The 17,508-nt window shown below is 69.7% G+C and carries 15 protein-coding genes; 2 read left to right on the top strand and 13 right to left on the bottom strand.

Annotation, left to right across the window (positions count from 1 at the left end; translation table 11 throughout):
* Positions 1-52: 52 nt before the first annotated feature.
* The 5 genes from HP507_RS10195 to HP507_RS10175 are packed head-to-tail and all read right to left on the bottom strand — an operon-like array spanning position 53 to position 3,313.
* On the bottom strand, positions 53-1,015 hold the full coding sequence (locus tag HP507_RS10195) for a bifunctional riboflavin kinase/FAD synthetase (protein ID WP_175351676.1): 963 nt from the start codon (positions 1,013-1,015) through the stop codon (positions 53-55).
* A gap of 9 nt (positions 1,016-1,024) precedes the next feature.
* Positions 1,025-1,468, bottom strand: coding sequence for a hypothetical protein (locus tag HP507_RS10190; protein WP_175351675.1), 444 nt, complete (start codon positions 1,466-1,468; stop codon positions 1,025-1,027).
* 45 nt (positions 1,469-1,513) lie between these two features.
* A complete protein-coding gene (locus HP507_RS10185) occupies positions 1,514-1,879 on the bottom strand; it encodes a hypothetical protein (protein ID WP_175351674.1) in 366 nt (121 codons plus the stop codon).
* Positions 1,876-2,838, bottom strand: a complete 963-nt coding sequence (truB, locus tag HP507_RS10180; protein WP_175351673.1) for a tRNA pseudouridine(55) synthase TruB — start codon at positions 2,836-2,838, stop codon at positions 1,876-1,878. Before truB ends, HP507_RS10185 begins: the two co-directional genes overlap by 4 nt.
* Positions 2,839-2,866: 28 nt before the next feature.
* Complete coding sequence (locus HP507_RS10175; RefSeq protein ID WP_175351672.1) at positions 2,867-3,313, bottom strand: hypothetical protein; 447 nt, start codon at positions 3,311-3,313, stop codon at positions 2,867-2,869.
* Positions 3,314-3,365: 52 nt separating this feature from the next.
* Here HP507_RS10175 and HP507_RS10170 point away from each other — a divergent pair, with 52 nt between their 5' ends.
* Complete coding sequence (locus HP507_RS10170) at positions 3,366-4,256, top strand: HhH-GPD family protein (RefSeq protein ID WP_338085088.1); 891 nt, start codon at positions 3,366-3,368, stop codon at positions 4,254-4,256.
* A 35-nt stretch (positions 4,257-4,291) separates the two neighbouring features.
* Here the strand turns inward: HP507_RS10170 and HP507_RS10165 are convergent, their stop codons facing one another.
* From HP507_RS10165 to HP507_RS10155, 3 genes are all read right to left on the bottom strand, one after another.
* On the bottom strand, positions 4,292-5,842 hold the full coding sequence (locus HP507_RS10165; protein ID WP_175351671.1) for an amino acid permease: 1,551 nt from the start codon (positions 5,840-5,842) through the stop codon (positions 4,292-4,294).
* Positions 5,843-5,913: 71 nt separating this feature from the next.
* A complete protein-coding gene (locus tag HP507_RS10160; RefSeq protein WP_175351670.1) occupies positions 5,914-6,363 on the bottom strand; it encodes a NanQ anomerase/TabA/YiaL family protein in 450 nt (149 codons plus the stop codon).
* Positions 6,360-9,395, bottom strand: a complete 3,036-nt coding sequence (locus tag HP507_RS10155; protein ID WP_271207004.1) for a glycoside hydrolase family 2 TIM barrel-domain containing protein — start codon at positions 9,393-9,395, stop codon at positions 6,360-6,362. Before HP507_RS10155 ends, HP507_RS10160 begins: the two co-directional genes overlap by 4 nt.
* A gap of 154 nt (positions 9,396-9,549) precedes the next feature.
* Between HP507_RS10155 and HP507_RS10150 the strand changes: the two genes are divergently transcribed.
* Positions 9,550-10,578, top strand: a complete 1,029-nt coding sequence (locus HP507_RS10150; RefSeq protein WP_175351668.1) for a LacI family DNA-binding transcriptional regulator — start codon at positions 9,550-9,552, stop codon at positions 10,576-10,578.
* Positions 10,579-10,621: 43 nt separating this feature from the next.
* Here the strand turns inward: HP507_RS10150 and rbfA are convergent, their stop codons facing one another.
* The 5 genes from rbfA to HP507_RS10125 all read right to left on the bottom strand — a co-directional run bounded on the left by rbfA (position 10,622) and on the right by HP507_RS10125 (position 17,487).
* On the bottom strand, positions 10,622-11,074 hold the full coding sequence (rbfA, locus tag HP507_RS10145) for a 30S ribosome-binding factor RbfA (RefSeq protein WP_175351667.1): 453 nt from the start codon (positions 11,072-11,074) through the stop codon (positions 10,622-10,624).
* Between the two features lie 110 nt (positions 11,075-11,184).
* Positions 11,185-14,058: a translation initiation factor IF-2 gene (infB, locus tag HP507_RS10140; RefSeq protein ID WP_175351666.1), complete on the bottom strand. Its 2,874-nt coding sequence runs from the start codon at positions 14,056-14,058 to the stop codon at positions 11,185-11,187.
* A gap of 74 nt (positions 14,059-14,132) precedes the next feature.
* Entirely contained in the window at positions 14,133-14,459 is a 327-nt protein-coding gene (locus tag HP507_RS18195) for a YlxR family protein (RefSeq protein ID WP_175351665.1), read from the bottom strand.
* A 99-nt stretch (positions 14,460-14,558) separates the two neighbouring features.
* Positions 14,559-15,554: a transcription termination factor NusA gene (gene nusA / locus HP507_RS10130; RefSeq protein ID WP_175351664.1), complete on the bottom strand. Its 996-nt coding sequence runs from the start codon at positions 15,552-15,554 to the stop codon at positions 14,559-14,561.
* Between the two features lie 181 nt (positions 15,555-15,735).
* Positions 15,736-17,487: a proline--tRNA ligase gene (locus HP507_RS10125; protein WP_175351663.1), complete on the bottom strand. Its 1,752-nt coding sequence runs from the start codon at positions 17,485-17,487 to the stop codon at positions 15,736-15,738.
* Positions 17,488-17,508: the final 21 nt, after the last annotated feature.

The following is a 17,508-nucleotide window of genomic DNA, read 5'->3' as shown; positions in this document are numbered from 1 at the left end:
GTTCGGTCACGGGGGCTTCGTCCGTCCGGTCGTCGTTCGACGGCGGCTGCGCTCACACCACCGCGGGCAGGCCGAGCACGGTCCGGATGTCGCGGTCGTCCTGGCGCATCTGGGCAGCGAGTTCGTCCATCGAGCCGAACTTCACCATCCCCCGGACGTAGGAGACGAACAGCACGGAGATGGTCTCGCCGTAGAGGTCGATGTCGACGTCGAGGAGGTGCGCCTCGATCTGCTTGGCGGGCACACCCTCGAACGTCGGGTTGTTGCCGACGGACACCGCCGCCGGGTACACCGTCCCGTCGTGCAGGACCCGGGCGGCGTAGACACCGTCCGCGGGGACGAACCCCTCGCACGCGGGGTCGAGGTTCGCGGTCGGGTACCCCATGGCCCGGCCGCGCTCGTTGCCGTGCACCACGACGCTGCGCACGGCGTGTTCGCGCCCGAGGAGTCGTGCGGCCTCGGCCACACGGCCGTCCCCGAGGAGTTCGCGGATCCACGTCGAGGACACCCGACGCTCCCCGTCGGGCCGGACGTCGTCCACCAGGTCGACGTCGTCGATGAGTTCGACCGTGAAGCCGTGCTGCTCCCCCAGTTCGCGCAGGAGGGCGACGTCGCCGGCGCCCTTCGCCCCGAAGCGGAAGTCGCTGCCGACGAACACGAGTCGGGCGTGCAGGGTGCTGACGAGGATCTCGGACACGAACGCCTCGGGCGCCTTCGACTGGAGGTCGTGGTCGAACCGCAGCAGCAGGGTCGCGTCGACCCCGACGTCGTCGAGCAGTTCCCGCCGCTGGGCGATGCTCGTGAGCGCCGGCGGGACCCGGTCCGGCTCGATGACGCTGAGCGGGTGCCGGTCGAACGTGACGACCGTCGACACGAGGCCCTGCTCCTGCGCGGCGCGTTCGAGGTGCGCGATCACGGCTCGGTGCCCGACGTGCACGCCGTCGAACTTCCCGATCGTGACCGCGCTCGGTCCGAAGCCCTGTGCCACGTCGGCGAGGTCGTCGTAGTACTGCACGTCGGGTCCCTACTCGCCCGCAGCGACGGCGGACGGCGTCGGCTCGGTCGTGACGGCGGTGCGGTGGTGCTTCCGGAGCCACCACAGGCCGGCGACCGGCAGCACCAACGGCGCGAACGCGTAGCCCATCCCGTAGTACGACCAGATCGTGTCGTCGGGGAACAGCTGTCGATCGAACAGCGACAACGTGCCGATGACGAGCACGCCGGTCATCTCGAACCCGATCGTCACGCAGGCCACCCGGTACCAGAACCGACCGGGTGCGATGAGGGCGATCATCGCGACGATGTAGACGACGGCGGCGACGGCGCTGAGCGTGTACGCGAACGGCGCGAACGAGAACTTCTCGATGATCTGCACGACGCTGCGACCGGTCGCCGCGAGCGCAAGGATGCCGTAGACGGCGATGAGGACGCGGCCGATGCCGGTCGCGAGTGAGGATCTGGTCGCCATTGCACCGATTCTACCGACGGCGGCGCCGACGGATGACGCAGCGGGTCAGTTCAGCGCGAACCAGATCTGGTACATCCGGTAGAGCATCACGGCGACGGTGAAGGCACCGGCGCCGAGGACGACGGTGCTCCACTTCGTCCGGTCGATGAGCGCCCACACGATGGTCGCGGGCGGCACGAGCAGCACCGACACCGCGTAGACGCCGAACTCCAGCGCGTTGCCCTCGGGCGGGCTGCCGACGGCGGGGAGCACGAGCGAGATGACGCCCTGTGCGAGGAGCAGCAGCTCGACGAGGACGAGCGAGCCGACGGTGTAGTCGTTGGGCTTCCAGCCGATGAAGCCGACGACCACGGCGAACAGGCCGGCGACGACGGCGACGACGAGCTGCACCCACATGAACCACTCGATCACGCGTTCGCTCCCCCGGTCGTCGACGGCAGGGCGTTCGCCGTCGGGAAGTTGGTGATGACGCGGAGCAGCCCGCGCCGGACCGAGACGAGCCCGACGAGCCGATCCCCCTCGGTGGCGACGGCGGCGACCGGCCCGTCCGTGTCCGGGTGGTCGGCGGCGACGCGCTTGCCGTCGGCGAGGTCCTTTGCGGCCGCGGCGTCGAGCGGCACGGCCGGGAACAGCGTGCGCGCGACGTCGACCGGCCGTGCGAGCGCGGCGCGGACGTCGACGGACTCGTCCTCGAGGTCGATGGCGTCCTCGACGTCGAAGGGCCCGACCTCGGTGCGGCGGAGGGCGGTGAGGTGCGCGCCGGTGCCGAGTGCGGCCCCGACGTCACGAGCCAGCGCGCGGACGTAGGTGCCGCACGAGCAGGTGACGACCACGTCGAGGTCGACCACGGTCACCTCGGCACCGTTCACGGAGACGACCCGCTCGTTCCGGCTGGTGACGTCGAACCGGGACACCGTCACGGTGCGGGACTTCAGGACGACTTCCTCACCTCTCCGGGCGAGATCGTACGCACGGCGACCGTCGACCTTGATGGCGCTGACCGTGGAGGGGACCTGCGAGATCTCGCCGCGCTGCGCGGCCACCGCCACCTCGACCGCCGCGTCCGAGACGTCGGCGGAGGCGGTGCCCAGCGCTGCCGTCGGCATGCCGTCCGCGTCGTCCGAGTCGGTCGAGACACCGAGCCTGATGGTCGCGGTGTACGTCTTCCCGAGGCCGACCAGGTGCGTGAGCAGCCGGGTGGACGGACCGGCGCCGACGAGCAGCAGACCGGTCGCCATCGGGTCGAGGGTGCCGGCGTGGCCGACCTTCTTCAGACCAAGCCGGCGTCGGGCGATCGAGACGACCCGGTGGCTGGAGATCCCCTGCGGCTTGTCGACGAGGAGGATGCCGTCGGGCGCGGATTCGAGCACCCGAGGAGATTACCAGCGCTCGCGCGGCTCAGCAGGCGTCGTTCCACTCCCGCCGCGGGTGCTCCGGATCGGTCACGTCGAGGACCGCGGAGGCGGCGACCTTGACGTCCGCCCGGCGTTCGAGCCGCCCGGACTCCTGCTCGACCCACAGCGACCAGCGCCACAGGCCCCGTGCGCCCGGAGCGAGTGTGCCGTGCCCGTGCACGACGAGGACCCCCGCGCCGGCACCCGTGGTCCGGAACGGCGTGACGAGGTCCGCGCGGAGGATGTCGACGTCGCTCGACGGCGCCGCCGCGGCCATCGCCGACACTCCGTGCTGCTGGAAGCCGGCGACGAGCCCGGCGGCGACGCGCTCGAGGTCGGTGCCGTCCTGTCCGTCGACCCCGACGACGGTCCGGTTCGTGCCGACCTGTGCGATCACCTCGGCCGCGATCGCGGCCATCGTGTCGGTCTCCTGGGGTGCCCAACGTGCCATGTGGCCACCGTAGGCTGTCGTGGTGAACGCGAGCCGGGCCTCCAGACCGAATGTGGACAACCCGGACCGACCGGACATCGCCACCCCGCTCATCGCCTGGTTCCGCCAGGAGGCGCGCGACCTCCCGTGGCGCCGACCCGGCTTCCCGGCCTGGGGCACCCTGGTCAGCGAGATCATGCTGCAGCAGACCCAGGTCGCGCGCGTCGTCCCCCGCCTGGAGGCATGGCTCACCCGCTGGCCGACGCCTGCGGACCTCGCGGCCTCACCCCCGGCGGACGCGGTGCGCGCCTGGGACCGGCTCGGCTACCCCAGACGCGCACTCGCACTCCACGCGGCCGCCTCGGCGATCGCCGAGCAGCACGACAACGTGGTGCCGCGGAACGTCGACGCGCTTCTCGCGTTGCCCGGCATCGGCGACTACACGGCGCGCGCCGTCGCGGTCTTCGCGTACGGGGACCGGCACCCCGTCGTGGACGTGAACGTGCGACGGGTGCTCGCCCGGGCGCTGCTCGGGCAGGGCGAGCCGGGCCCGGCGAAGGCGAAGCAGGACCTCCCGCTCATGGAGTCCGTGCTCCCGGCCGACCGCGACGACGCGGCCGCGACGAACGCCGCCGTGATGGAGCTCGGTGCGCTCGTCTGCGTCGCCCGCTCCCCCGCGTGCGACGCCTGCCCGATCGCCGACCGCTGCGCTTGGCGCGCCGCGGGCTACCCGGAGCACGACGGACCGCGGGCGCCGAAGCAGTCGAAGTTCGCCGGGAGCGACCGGCAGGTGCGCGGCCTCGTCATGGCGGAGCTCCGTGCGAGCGACGTCCCGGTCACCCGGTCCGAGATCGAACCGGTGTGGCCGGACGCCGAGCAGCTGGACCGGGCGCTCGCGTCGCTCCTGCGTGACGGGCTGGCCGTCGGGGACGACGCGAGCGGCTACCGGTTGCCCGACGGGTAGCGCACGTCTGCGCAGCACGACTCGGTGTGTGCGGGTCAGACTCGCGATCCGGCCGCGTCGCGTTCCTCATCGTCGTCGTGCACGATGTCGCCGGGGTTCCGCACGGCCGAGCGACCGTCGCCCTCGCCGTCGCGGTGGACGCCCGCTGTCGGCTTGACCTCCGCTTCGGCGGCTTCCACCGAGACCGCGCGGAGGCGACGGATGTAGCGCTCGTACCAGAGCAGGGCTGCGCCCAGGAAGATCACCACGCCGCCCACGTTGTACACGAGCGTGAGCCAGAGCGCCTGACCCTCGGGGAAGGTGGCCGCGACGAACACGACGGCGAAGAGTGCCACGAGGAACACGGCGACGCCGCGGCCGAAGTTCCGCCCTCCGAACCGGAAGTCGCGGACGACGTGGTCGAACTTGATGCGCAGCACCAGGTACGCGACGAGGATGAGCGCCGGCGGGAGCAGAGCGGTCGCCGCCGTCATGTTGATCACGACCTTGAGCAGGTCGTCGATGGAGCTGCCCGCTCCCAGGGTCGGGATGACGAGCAGGGGGACCACCACGATGAACTGGATCCATGCGCCGCGGACGGGCACGCCGGCGTCGTTCAGTGCGACCACCTTCTTCCCGAAGATCCCCTCGGGGATCTCGGAGAAGAAGATCTTGACCGGAGCCGACGTCCAGATCAGCAAGCCGCCGAGCGTCGCGACGAGCATGATCAGACCCACGACCCGCGTCACGATGTCGGTGGGCAGGCCGAAGAACGCTGCGGCGTGCTGCATCGTGACGAAGATGCCGTTGCCGTAGGACACGTTCTTCTTGTCCACGAACACCGCCATGAGCCACGTGCCGACCGAGTACAGCAGTCCGATCGCGATGCCCGAGATGACGATCGTGCGGACGAACGCGCGGACGCCGCCCTTCAGGTCGTTCAGGTAGACGCCGATCGACTCCGCGCCGCCGACGCCCTGGATGATCCAGGCGATGGTCCCGAGGAGTGCCCACACACCGACTCCGGAGTGCGGATCGAGTGCCATCCCCCGGACCGAAACGTCGTTGGCCGGCGCGATGCCGCCGAACAGGGCGGCGATCGCGGCGACGATGAACACGAGCGCCATGACGACCATGAGCGTGGAGCCGAGTGACGTCACCGAGCCGATCCACCGGGCGCCCTTCGTGGACACGTAGGTGGCGACGAAGAAGATGACGATGGACAGCACCGCGATCATCCACGGCTTCATGGCCACTTCCCGCCCGAGGATCATGTACCCCGCGTAGACCAGCACGATCGGGAGCAGCGAGATGAAGTAGAACAGGTTGACGAACCAGTAACAGAACGCGGTGAAGAAGGCCCATCGGCCGCCGAGCGACGATTTCACCCACTGGTAGACCCCGGACTCGGAGTTCTTGTTGAGGCTCACGAACTCGGCGATCACCAGCGTGAACGGGATGAAGTAGACGATGGTGGCGATGAAGAAGATCGGCGCCGCGAGCGTGCCGATCGCGACGTAGTTGTTGATCACGTTGCGGAAGTTGAACACGGCGGCGATGACCATCGTGAAGAGGATGACAGCCCCGATGGAGCGGCGATTCGTCATTGAATGATTCCTTTGGAGACGCGGTTGTTGCGGTGTGGCGGAGCGGTCGATGCGGTGCGGCGGAGCGGTCGTCACTTGTTGTGGAAGGTCACTCCCTCCACCGTGACGTGGGCCAGGACGACCGTCACGTCCGGCGACGGCAGGACGCGCATCGCTTCGTGCGTCTCGAGGATCATCACCGAGCCCCTCGGCACGTGCTCGGCGGCTCCGGAGCCGGCGAACGTCTGCCGGTCGGTCAGGTCGTCGTACGCCGACAGGGGACGGAGCGAGGCGCACGGCGCGATCTCCACCACGGCGTCGCCGTCCACCGGGTGGACGACCGCGTGGTACCGACGGTGTGCGACGAGATCCCCTGTCGTCAGCGAGCCGGTCCGTGCACTCATGAAGGTCAGGGAGTCCCCCACGGAGTACATGACGTCCGGTTGGATGTCCCGCGTCTCGAGCGCGGACACCGTGCGGGCCCATCGGGTTTCCCGTCCGAGTGCTTCTCGGAACGCGTGCAGCGTCGTGAAGGTCTTCATCGGTCACCTCGGGTGTCTGCACTCGTGACGGCAGCGAACCGGACGGCGAAGTCGAACTCCTGGAAGCGGACCCGGTACCTGTCGAGGACCTCGCTTCCCCATGAGTTCGAGCCGAGCCCGAGCACTGCGTGGTCCACGTTGATGGTGATGCGGTCCGCCTCGGTGAGGTCGGTCTGGTGCTGTGCTGCGTCGATCGCTGCGGCGCTGTAGGGCCATGCCGAGAACGAGAAGAGTCCGGCGGAGTCCCGTGCGGACACCGACACACCGGCTCCGGCGTCGGTCGTCGCGCTGAGCCAACGGACGTCCTCGTGGTTGCCGCAGTCCTGTGGCACGACGTAGCGGGTGAACATCGCCGAGACGTCGCTCCGCCATCGGCCCACGGTGTTCGCGGTCTTCGAGTCCGGGTAGTTCTCGCCCGGACCGCGCCCGTACCACTCGATGTTCCGAGCGTCGTTCGGGACGTCGAACGACAGCCCGATCCGGGGAACGAGGTCGCGGTAGTCGCCGTACGGCTCACCGGCCACCCGGAGGTCCACCGTGCCGTCTCCGTGGATGTTCCAGTGCATCTCGACGCGCATCCCGTACGCGAGCGACGGCGGTGCGATCGTCCCGGACGACGACATCGTGACGACGCCGTCGTCCTCACCCCAGGACACGCTCCGGGTGCTCGTCTGCATGTGCGCCAGGAGCCGCGGCTCCCACAGGGCCTCGTTCTCCTGGTGGTGGTTGTCGATGAGCGGCTTCCAGAACCCGATCCGCGGGGGCCCGACGACGACGGGCGCACCGTCGAGGGTCCACCTCTCGAGCTCTCCGGTCAGCAGGTCGAAGCGGAGCGCGTCCCCGCGGCTCGTGGTCACTTCGAGATCGGTGCCGACCGTGCTCGCGGTGGCGGGCGAGGTGCCTGCCGTCGGGCTGCTCGCCCAGGCCGAACCGTGGACCGGGAAGTCCCAACGTCCGAGCTCGCGCATCGGCTCGGACCAGCTCCTGGCGGTCGTCGAGTACGCCCGCATGACCAGGCGAGTCTCCCGTCCCGCCACGGAGAGCGGCAGGAACGGCGTCCGCCAGGTGTCTCCCGGTGCGAGCGCACCGGGCCGCAGCGTCGTCGAGGACGTCGGCCTCCCGTCAGAGAGGGTCTCCACGGTGAGGACCACATCGGAAAGGTCGGTGAACCACCGGCGGTTCGTCACGACGATGGTGTCGTCGACGTGGGCGACCAGCACGGGGCAGATCACCTGCTTGTACTCCAGCAGACCGGGACTCGGCTCCTGCCACGGGAACACGAGCCCGTCGATGCAGAAGTTCCCGTTGTTCGGGTAGTCGCCGTGGTCTCCCCCGTACGTGTAGTACCGCTCGCCCTCGGCGGTCTCGGCACGCAGGCCGTGGTCGGCCCACTCCCACACGAAGTGCCCCTGGATGTGCGGCCACCTGTCGAACACCTGCTGGTAATCGGACAGGCCACCGGGCCCGTTGCCCATCGCGTGCCCGTACTCGCAGATGATCCGGGGCTTCGGGTGCGGGTGCTCCCCGAAGTCGTTCATCTGCTGCACGCGCGAGTACATCGTGGAGACGACGTCGACGACCTCGGCGTTCCGGTCCTCCTCGTAGTGGACCGGACGGGTCGGATCGAGTTCCTTGCAGCGCTCGTACATCGCGCCGATGTTGCGCCCGAAGCCGGACTCGTTCCCGAGCGACCACATGACGATGGAGACGTGGTTGCGCTGCGCGAGGACGTGGCGTTCGATCCGGTCGACGTACGCGGTCTGCCAGTCCGGATCGTCGGTCAGCCGCTCGATCTGGCCGATGTTGGCGAAGCCGTGACTCTCGAGATCCGTCTCGGCGAGCACGAGGAGACCGATCTCGTCGCAGAGCTCGTAGAACCTGGGGTCGTTCGGGTAGTGCGCGGTGCGGACCGCGTTGATGTTGTGCTGCTTCATCAGGTGCAGGTCCCGCTCCATCCGCGCGATGTCGACCGCGCGACCGCGTCGGTCGTCGTGGTCGTGGCGGTTGACGCCGTGCATCGTGAAGTACGCGCCGTTGAGGCGCATGAGGCCGCCTTCGATGGTGAGTTCCGCCAGTCCGAGACGGTGCGGCACGTACCCGACGGCACCGTCGTCGCCCTGCACGATGATCGTCATGTCGTACAGGACGGGCTCCTCCGGATTCCAGAAGTGGGCGTCGCGGATCGTGACGGTGACGTCCTCCCCGTCGATCACGTCCGCTTCGGCCACCAGCGTGTCGCCGTCACGGATCTGCCACACGATCGAGCGCGCGCCGTGCGCGTGAGCGGAGAGCGTCACGGAAGCGCTGTCGTCGTCGTGGCGGTGCGTGCGGACGAAGAAGTCGTCCAGATGAGCGGCGGGTCGTGACGTCAGGTAGCAGTCGCGGAAGATGCCCGAGGCCCACCACATGTCCTGGTCCTCGATGTAGGTCCCGTCCGAGAACTGGAGCACCTTCACGGCGAGCAGGTTGTCGCCCGGGCGGGCGTGGTCGGTGACGTCGAACTCGGCGGCGAGCCGAGACCCCTTCGTCGTTCCCACGTAGGCGCCGTTCCAGTAGATCTCCGCGTAGCTCTCGACACCGTCGAACCGGAGGATGCGACGGTCGCCGGACGGGGAGTCCCCGAGGTGGACGACGCGCTGGTAGACCCCGGTCGGATCGTTCGACGGCACCAGCGGCGGGTCGACCGGGAACGGGTACCCCTCGTCGGTGTACTGGAGCCGGCCGTACCCGTCCAACTGCCACAGGTGCGGCACGGACACGATGTCCCAGTCGTCGTTCGCGTCGGTCGCGAACGACGTCGGCACCCGGCCCGGGTGGTCGAAGAGGCGGAAGCGCCAGTCACCGCTGAGTGCGATGAACCCGCGGGATCGCGTCCGGTCTCGGGATCGGGCGTCGTCAGGGGTGTCGTAGTGGAAGAAGTACGCCCGTGCGGGGAGCCGGTTCCTGCCGGTGACCGCCGGGTTCTCCCAGTCGTGGGGCGTGTCGGAGAAGGGGACGACGGCGCGTGCGGCGTCCTTGCCAGAGTGGAGCACGCCGTCAATGTAACCGGTTACAATTGCGAGTGTCAACGGTGCGACCGGCTCGTGTCCGACTTCGGAACCCGCCTTCGCAGCGAGCCGCTCCGACCCCTCGCGGGGCCTCCGCGATACTGGAGGGCCCGCTGAAGGACGTTCCGAGGAGGCAACCGTGCAGCGCCCCAGAACCCGCGCCCCCGGCGTCGCGACCGTTGCGGACGTCGCCCGCGAGGCCGGCGTCTCGCGTGCAACGGTCTCGCGGGTCATCAACGACTCGCCGCTCGTGACACCGCAGACGAAGGACCTCGTGCAGGACGCCATCCGACGGACCGGGTTCGTCGTGAACGCCCGGGGCCGGGCACTCGCCATCGGAAGGGCCGAAACGGTCGGCGTGCTCATCACGGAACCCCTCGACGAACTGTTCGAGGACCCGACCTACGCGCGCATCCTCCGCGGCGTCACGGAGGGGCTGTCCGGCAGCGGCACGCTTCCCGTGATCTTCCAGGCCTCGACCGAGGCCGAACGCGCGCTCGCGCTGCGGAGCTTCGACCGGAAGGCCGTCGACGCCGTCATCCACCTGACGCCCTACCGGGATCCCGAGCTCCTGGATGCACTGGCGGGCACCGGTCTCCCGGTGGTCCTGTGCGGGCAGGTCGAGAACGGAGCGGCTCCCGATCCTCGGTTCTCGAGCATCTACGCCGACGACGTCGCCGGAGCCCGTCTCGCTGCGACACACCTGGCCGAGTCGGGACGCGATCGGATCGCCGCGGTCCTCGGCCCGCTCGACAACCCGGCGACGACCGATCGTCTGCAGGGCTTCCGCGACGTCCTCGGCCCCCGATTGCCCTCGGAACGGGTCCTCTTCACCGGCTGGGACACCTCAGCGGGCATCAGAGCGACACAGACGCTCCTCGAACTCTTCCCTGAGGTCGACGCGATCCTCGCGGGTTCGGACCGCATCGCGGTCGGGGCCATCGCCGTCCTCAACGCGCAGGGACGAGCCGTCCCCTCCGACGTCGCGATCATCGGGTTCGACGACCACCCGATCGCCGCGAGTGCGGTTCCCGCCCTGACCACGATCGCCCAGCCGCTCCAACGGCAGGGAGAGCTCGCTGCGCACACCGCCCTGCAGATGATCGCAGGGCAGTCCCCCACCGTGAGCGAACTCGACATGCGGCTCGTCGTTCGCGCATCCGGGTGATCAGGCGTCGTCGGGCGGTCCCACCAGAGCCGTGAGACCAGCCCTAGGCGCGGGCGGCGTCCTCGTCCTCGTCTTCGTCCTCGTCGTGCTTGTACGGGTCGGCATCGCCGGCGTACGCAGCCCCAGCGGACGCGGCCCGGACCTGCTCGTCCCGCATCCTGGCCTGCGCGAGGAGGTCTTCCAGGTGCGCTGAGGTGTCCGGCAGCGCGTCCGCGATGAACTCGAGCGACGGGGTCAGCCGCGCCGTGATGTTCTTGCCGACCTCGGTGCGGAGCATGCCCGTCGCGGCCTTCAGCGCCGCGGCGGAGTCGGCGCGCTCCTCGTCGGTGCCGTACACGGTGTAGAAGACCGACGCGTGCTGCAGGTCACCGGTCACGCGGACGTCAGTGATGGTCACGAACCCGAGCCGCGGGTCTCGGAGACCCTTGTCGAGCCGGCGTGCGACGACTTCCTTGATGCGGTCCGCCATCTTGCGTGCGCGCTGCGGATCGGCCATGGGTGCCTCCTGAGGCAGTGGCGGGACGGATCCCGCCGGGGTCATTCATGGAAAGGGGTCGGGCCCCGGCCTCTCACCAGGAGAGGCCGGGGCCCAGGGTAGTCACGCGATCAGTCGCGCGGCTTCTCGACGAGCTCGGTGGTCTCGATCTCGTCGCCGATCTGGATGTCGTTGTACTTGCCCAGACCGATACCGGCTTCGAAGTCCGTGCGGACCTCGGTGACGTCGTCCTTGAAGCGACGCAGCGACTCGATGGCGAGACCATCGGCGAGCACCACGCCTTCGCGGATGACGCGCGCCTTGGCGTTGCGCGTGATCGTGCCGGAACGGACGATGACACCCGCGATGTTGCCGAACTTCGAGGAACGGAACACCTCGCGGATCTCGGCGACACCCGACTGGACCTCTTCGTACTCGGGCTTGAGCATGCCCTTGAGGGACTGCTCGATGTCCTCGAGTGCGTTGTAGATGACCGAGTAGAAGCGCACGTCGATGCCTTCGCGCGCCGCACGCTCACGGGCCTTGACGTCCGGACGGACGTTGAAGCCGATGACGATGGCGTTGTCGATCGTGGCGAGGTCGATGTCCGACTCCGTGATCGCACCGACACCGCGGTGCAGGATGCGGAGCTGGACGCTGTCGTCGACCTCGATGTCCAGGAGCGACTGCTCGAGTGCTTCGACAGCACCGGAGACGTCACCCTTGATGATGAGGTTGAGCGACTCGACCTTGCCCTCTTCGAGTGCGCGGGTGAAGTCCTCGAGCGAGATGCGCTTGCGGGCCTTGGCCAGCTGGGCGTTGCGCTCGGCGGCTTCACGCTTCTCGGCGATCTGACGTGCCGTGCGGTCCTCTTCGGTGACGAGGAACGTGTCACCGGCGCGGGGCACCGACGACAGACCCTGCACCTGGACCGGGCGGCTCGGCGTCGCGGCCTTGACCGCTTCGCCGTTCTCGTCGGTCATCGCACGGACGCGACCGTAGGCCGTACCCGCCACGATGGCGTCGCCGACGTGCAGGGTGCCGGACTGGATGAGCACCGTCGCGACCGCACCGCGGCCCTTGTCGAGCCGTGCTTCGATCGCCACACCGCGGGCGTCCTTGTCGGGGTTCGCGCGCAGGTCGAGACCGGCGTCCGCCGTGAGCAGCACGGCGTCCAGGAGGTCCTGGATACCGATGTTCTGACGCGCGGACACGTCGACGAACATGACGTCGCCGCCGTACTCCTCGGCCACCAGGTTGTACTCGGTGAGCTGCTGCCGGACCTTCGCCGGGTTCGCGCCCTCCTTGTCGATCTTGTTCACCGCGACCACGATCGGCACACCGGCCGACTGCGCGTGGTTCAGCGCCTCGATCGTCTGGGGCATGATGCCGTCGTCCGCCGCGACCACGAGGATCGCGATGTCCGTCACCTGGGCACCACGGGCACGCATGGCCGTGAAGGCCTCGTGACCCGGGGTGTCGATGAAGGTGATCGGACGCTCGACGCCCTCGTGCTCGGTGACGATCTGGTACGCACCGATGTGCTGGGTGATGCCGCCGGCCTCGCCCTCCACGACCTTCGAGTTGCGGATGGCGTCGAGCAGGCGCGTCTTGCCGTGGTCGACGTGACCCATGACGGTGACCACCGGGGGCCGCTGCTGCAGCACCGAGTCGTCCTCGTCGTCCAGCTCGGCTTCGAGGTCGATGTCGAAGCCCTCGAGGAGCTCCTTGTCCTCGTCCTCGGGCGAGACGATCTGGATCTTGTAGCCCAGCTCCTCGCCGAGGACCTCGAACGTGGCCTCGTCCAGCGACTCCGTCGCGGTCGCCATCTCACCGAGGTGGAACAGCACCGTCACCAGGTTGCCGGGGCTCGCGTCGATCTTGTCCGCGAAGTCCGAGATGCTCGCACCGCGCCGCAGACGCACGACCGTGTTGCCGTCGCCACGAGGGACCTGCACACCGCCGAGCGACGGCGCCTGCCGCATCTCGTACTCGGCGCGCTTCGTCCGCTTCGACTTGCGGGCACGGCTCTTGCCGCCACCGCGACCGAACGCACCCGCGGTACCGCCACCGGGGCCACGACCGCGGCCACCGCCACCGGCGGGACGCGGGCCGCTGAAGGCCGGACGCGGGAAGCCGCCACCGGCACCACCGGCGCCGCCCGGACGACCACCGGGGCCGCCACGACCGCCACCCTGGCCCGGGCGCTGCCCGAAGCCGGGAGCACGGTTGCCCTGCCCGGGGCCACCGGGACGCGGGGCACCCGGACGGGGAACACCCGGACGCGGCGGGGCCGGACGCGGGATGCCGTTGCCGCCACCGGCACCGCCGGCGGGACGCTGACCCATGCCCTGGTTGGACGAGTACGGGTTGTTGCCCGGACGCGGCGGGCGCGAGCCCATGCCCTGGCTCGACGCGTACGGGTTGTTGCCGGGACGGGCGCCCGGCTTCGGGCCACCAGGCTTCGGGCCGGCTGCTGCGCCCGGCTTCGGGGCACCGCCGGGCTTGACGGCGTCGCCCTTCGGCGCTGCCTGACCGGCGTCACCGTTGTCGGCGGCGGCCTTCGCGGCCGCTGCCTTCTCGGCCGCTGCGGCCTTCCGCGCTGCCTCGGCCTCGGCCTGGCGCTGCGCGACCGACTTCGGGGCACCCGGGACGGGTGCGGACGAGTCGGCGGGGGTCTCTGCGGGAGCCTGTTCCGGCGCCGGGGTGGGCGCGGGGCGGACGGGACCGGGCTTGGCGCCACCCGGCTTCGGTGCTGCGCTGCCGGCAGCCGCACGACCGGGCTTCGGCGCTGCCGAACCGGCCGCGGGAGCGGGTGCCGCAGCGGGCTTCGACGCCGAGGCGCCGTCGGCCTGCAGCGCAGCGCGGAGCTTGCGTGCGACGGGGGGTTCGACACTGGAGCTCGGGCCCTTGACGAACTCGCCGAGTTCCTTGAGCTTCTCCATTGCGGTCTTGCTGTCGACACCGAGTTCGGATGCGATCTCGTGTACGCGTGGTTTTGCCACTGTTCTCCTTCACGGGTCCCACCCCGTGAAGGGGCAGGACTCAATGGATGACGGGTCTCATTTCGAGCCGCTCATCAGTTGTCCATAAGCCGTTCAGCCTGTTCTGTCGTGTCCTGGTGGCGCGCCTGCTCGGAGCTCTCTTCGCTGCGCTGGAGTGCTACGAGGTAGTCACGCACCGCGGACGTGTCCGGTTCATGATCGAGTCGGAGCGCCCGGCGGAAGGCCCGGCGCTTGACGGCCTGATCATGTGCTTCGACGGTCGGGGTGAGCCACGCTCCCCGCCCCGGCATGACTGCCTTCGGGTCCGCCACGACACGGCCGTCGCTCAGGGCGACGACACGGAGGAGGGAGGACCGGGGTGCACGACGGCGACTGCCGATGCATGTTCTGACGGGAACCACCTTACTCCTCCCCTCCGACGACCGCGATCCGGCGCGCCCGGACGGCCGACGCCCGGAGCGAAACCGGGCCCGTCGCGTCCGGACGCGCAGCCGACGTCGTCAGTCTTCGCCGTCCAGGATGGAGTCCGGCTGGATGTCGATCCGGGCACCGGTGAGCTTCGCGGCGAGGCGGGCGTTCTGCCCCTCCTTGCCGATCGCGAGCGACAGCTGGTAGTCGGGAACGAGGGCGCGGACGGCCTTCGTCGAGGCGTCGAGCACGAACGCGCTCGTCACCTTCGCCGGCGACAGCGCGCTGGCCACGAAGGACGCCAGGTCGGACGAGTAGTCGACGATGTCGATCTTCTCGGCGCCGAGCTCCGTCGTCACCGCGCGCACGCGGGCACCGAGCTCGCCGATGCACGCACCCTTGGCGTTCACGCCGGGCTCGTTGGCCTTCACCGCGATCTTCGTGCGGTGACCGGCCTCGCGCGCGAGCGACGTGATCTCGACGACACCCGACGCGATCTCCGGCACCTCGAGCGCGAACAGCTTCCGGACCAGACCCGGGTGCGTGCGCGACACCGTGATCTGCGGCCCCTTCGCACCGCGGCCGACGCTCGTCACGTACACGCGGATGCGCGAACCGTGCTTGTACTCCTCGCCCGGCACCTGCTCCTCCGGCGGGAGGATCGCCTCGACCGTGCCGAGGTCGACGTGCACCATCTTCGGGTTCGGGCCCTGCTGGACCACGCCCGCGACGATGTCGCCCTCCTTGCCACGGAACTCGCCGAGGATCTTGTCGTCGCCGATGTCGCGAAGACGCTGGTTGATGACCTGCTTCGCGGCGAAGGCGGCGATGCGGCCGAAGTCGTTCGGCTGGTCGACGGCCTCGCCGATGACGGTGCCCTCGTCGTCGCGCTCCGGCACGTAGACGGAGACCTCGCCCGACTTGCGGTCGAGCTCGACGCGCGTCTGGGCGTCGACGGGCTCCTCGTTCTCCGCGCGGTGCTTCTGGTACGCGGTCAGGATGGCCTGTTCGATGATCTGGACGAGTTCGTCGAACGGGATCTCCCGCTCACGCTCCATGAGTCGCAGGACTGCGAGATCGATCTTCACCGAGGGCCTCCGTATTCAGATGAGTCGCTCCGGCGCATTGGAACCGCGCAGAAGTCGGCGTCCAGACTACCCCACCCGCAAGACGCAACGAGGGCGGTTTCTCGCAGCGGTACTGCGCTGCGAGAAACCGCCCAGGTGGCGTTTTGCGGACCGGCGGGCCGGCGGGTCGGAGGGCCGGCGGCTAGATCGCGCGGACCGCGTCCAGCAGCTCCGCTGCCGGCACGTCGCGACGCTCGCCGCTCGCGCGGTCCCACAGCTCGACGACGCCGTCGGCGGCGCCACGACCGGCGACGACCACGATCGGCATGCCGAGCAGCTCCGCGTCGCGGAGCTTCACACCCGGCGAGACCTTCGGCCGGTCGTCGTAGACGACGTCGAAGCGCTCGCCCTCGAGCTGCGCGACGATCGAGGTCGCCAGGTCGTAGGCGACCTCGTCCTTGCCGGTGGCGACGACGTGCACGTCGAAGGGCGCGACGTTCTTCGGCCAGACCAGGCCCTTCTCGTCGTTGTGCGCCTCGGCCAGGATCGCGAGGATGCGGGTCACGCCGATGCCGTACGACCCCATCGTGACGGTGGCGAGCTTGCCGTTGTCGTCCTGCACCTTGAGTCCGAGCGCCTCGGCGTACTTGCGGCCGAGCTGGAAGACGTGGCCGATCTCCATGCCGCGGGCGGTCTCGAGCGGCCCGGAGCCGTCTGGGGCGGGGTCGCCCGCACGGACGTCGGACACCTCGGCGACGCCGTCGGCGGTGAAGTCGCGGCCCATGACGAGCCCCGAGACGTGCACGCCACGCTCGTTCGCGCCGGTGATCCAGGCGGTGCCGTCGACCACGCGGGGGTCGACGAAGTAGCGGATGCCGGTGGCGGACTCGGCACCGAGGACCTGCGGGCCGATGTAGCCCTTGACCAGACCCCGGTGCTTCTTGAAGTCGTCGTCCCCGGCCGCCTCGACCTCGGCCGGCGCGAAGGCCACCTCGGCGCGCTTCATGTCGACGTCACGGTCGCCGGGGAGCCCCACGACGACGACCTCGCGCGTGCCGTCGAGGTGCGTCAGCGCGAGCACGACGTTCTTCAACGTGTCGGCCGCGGTCCACGGGGCGCCGTCGCGCGGGGCGACCTCGTTCGCGTGCGCGACGAGCGTGTCGATGGTCGGGGTGTCCGACGCCGGCAGGAGCACGGGCTCGGGCCGACCCTCGATCGGCAGCGCCTCGGGCACCGGCGTGACGTAGGCCTCGACGTTCGCCGCGTACCCGCCGGCGCTGCGGACGAAGGTGTCCTCGCCGACCCCGATCGGGTGCAGGAACTCCTCGGACTTCGAGCCGCCCATGGCCCCCGCGTCCGCCTTGACGATCACGTACTCGAGGCCGAGCCGGGCGAAGATCTTCTCGTACGCGTCGCGCATGACCTGGTAGCTGCGCTCGAGGCCCTCGTCGGTGAGGTCGAACGAGTACGCGTCCTTCATAGTGAACTCGCGCCCGCGCAGGAGTCCGGCGCGGGGACGGGCCTCGTCGCGGTACTTGTCCTGGATCTGGAACAGCGTCACGGGGAGGTCCTTGTACGACGAGTACAGGTCCTTCACGAGGAGCGCGAACATCTCCTCGTGCGTGGGTGCGAGCAGGTAGTCGGCCCCCTTGCGGTCCTGCAGGCGGAACATGCCGTCGCCGTACTCGGTCCACCGGTTCGTCGCCTCGTACGGCTCACGCGGGAGCAGCGCCGGCAGGAGGACCTCCTGCGCGCCGGCGGCCACCATCTCCTCGCGGATGATGTCCTCGATCTTCGCGCGGACGCGGAGGCCGAGCGGCAGCCACGCGAAGATCCCCGGGGACTGGCGGCGGACGTACCCGGCGCGGACGAGCAGCTTGTGGCTCGTCACCTCGGCGTCGGAGGGGTCGTCGCGGAGCGTACGGAGGAACAGATGCGAAAGCCGTGTGACCACGGGGCAAGCCTAGTGTTAGTC

This window comes from Curtobacterium pusillum (genome assembly GCF_013359865.1).
GTDB lineage: Bacteria > Actinomycetota > Actinomycetes > Actinomycetales > Microbacteriaceae > Curtobacterium > Curtobacterium pusillum.
Note: the sequence above shows the minus strand (reverse complement) of the source record. Positions and strands in the feature narration are given on the sequence as shown.

Bases quoted from the DNA above. Each gene is read 5' to 3' on its own strand.
- rbfA (WP_175351667.1), bottom strand. From the start codon at position 11,074: ATGGCCGATCCGCAGCGCGCACGCAAGATGGCGGACCGCATCAAGGAA.
- HP507_RS10160 (WP_175351670.1), bottom strand. From the start codon at position 6,363: ATGAAGACCTTCACGACGCTGCACGCGTTCCGAGAAGCACTCGGACGG.
- HP507_RS10190 (WP_175351675.1), bottom strand. From the start codon at position 1,468: ATGGCGACCAGATCCTCACTCGCGACCGGCATCGGCCGCGTCCTCATC.
- HP507_RS10175 (WP_175351672.1), bottom strand. From the start codon at position 3,313: ATGGCACGTTGGGCACCCCAGGAGACCGACACGATGGCCGCGATCGCG.
- HP507_RS10165 (WP_175351671.1), bottom strand. From the start codon at position 5,842: ATGACGAATCGCCGCTCCATCGGGGCTGTCATCCTCTTCACGATGGTC.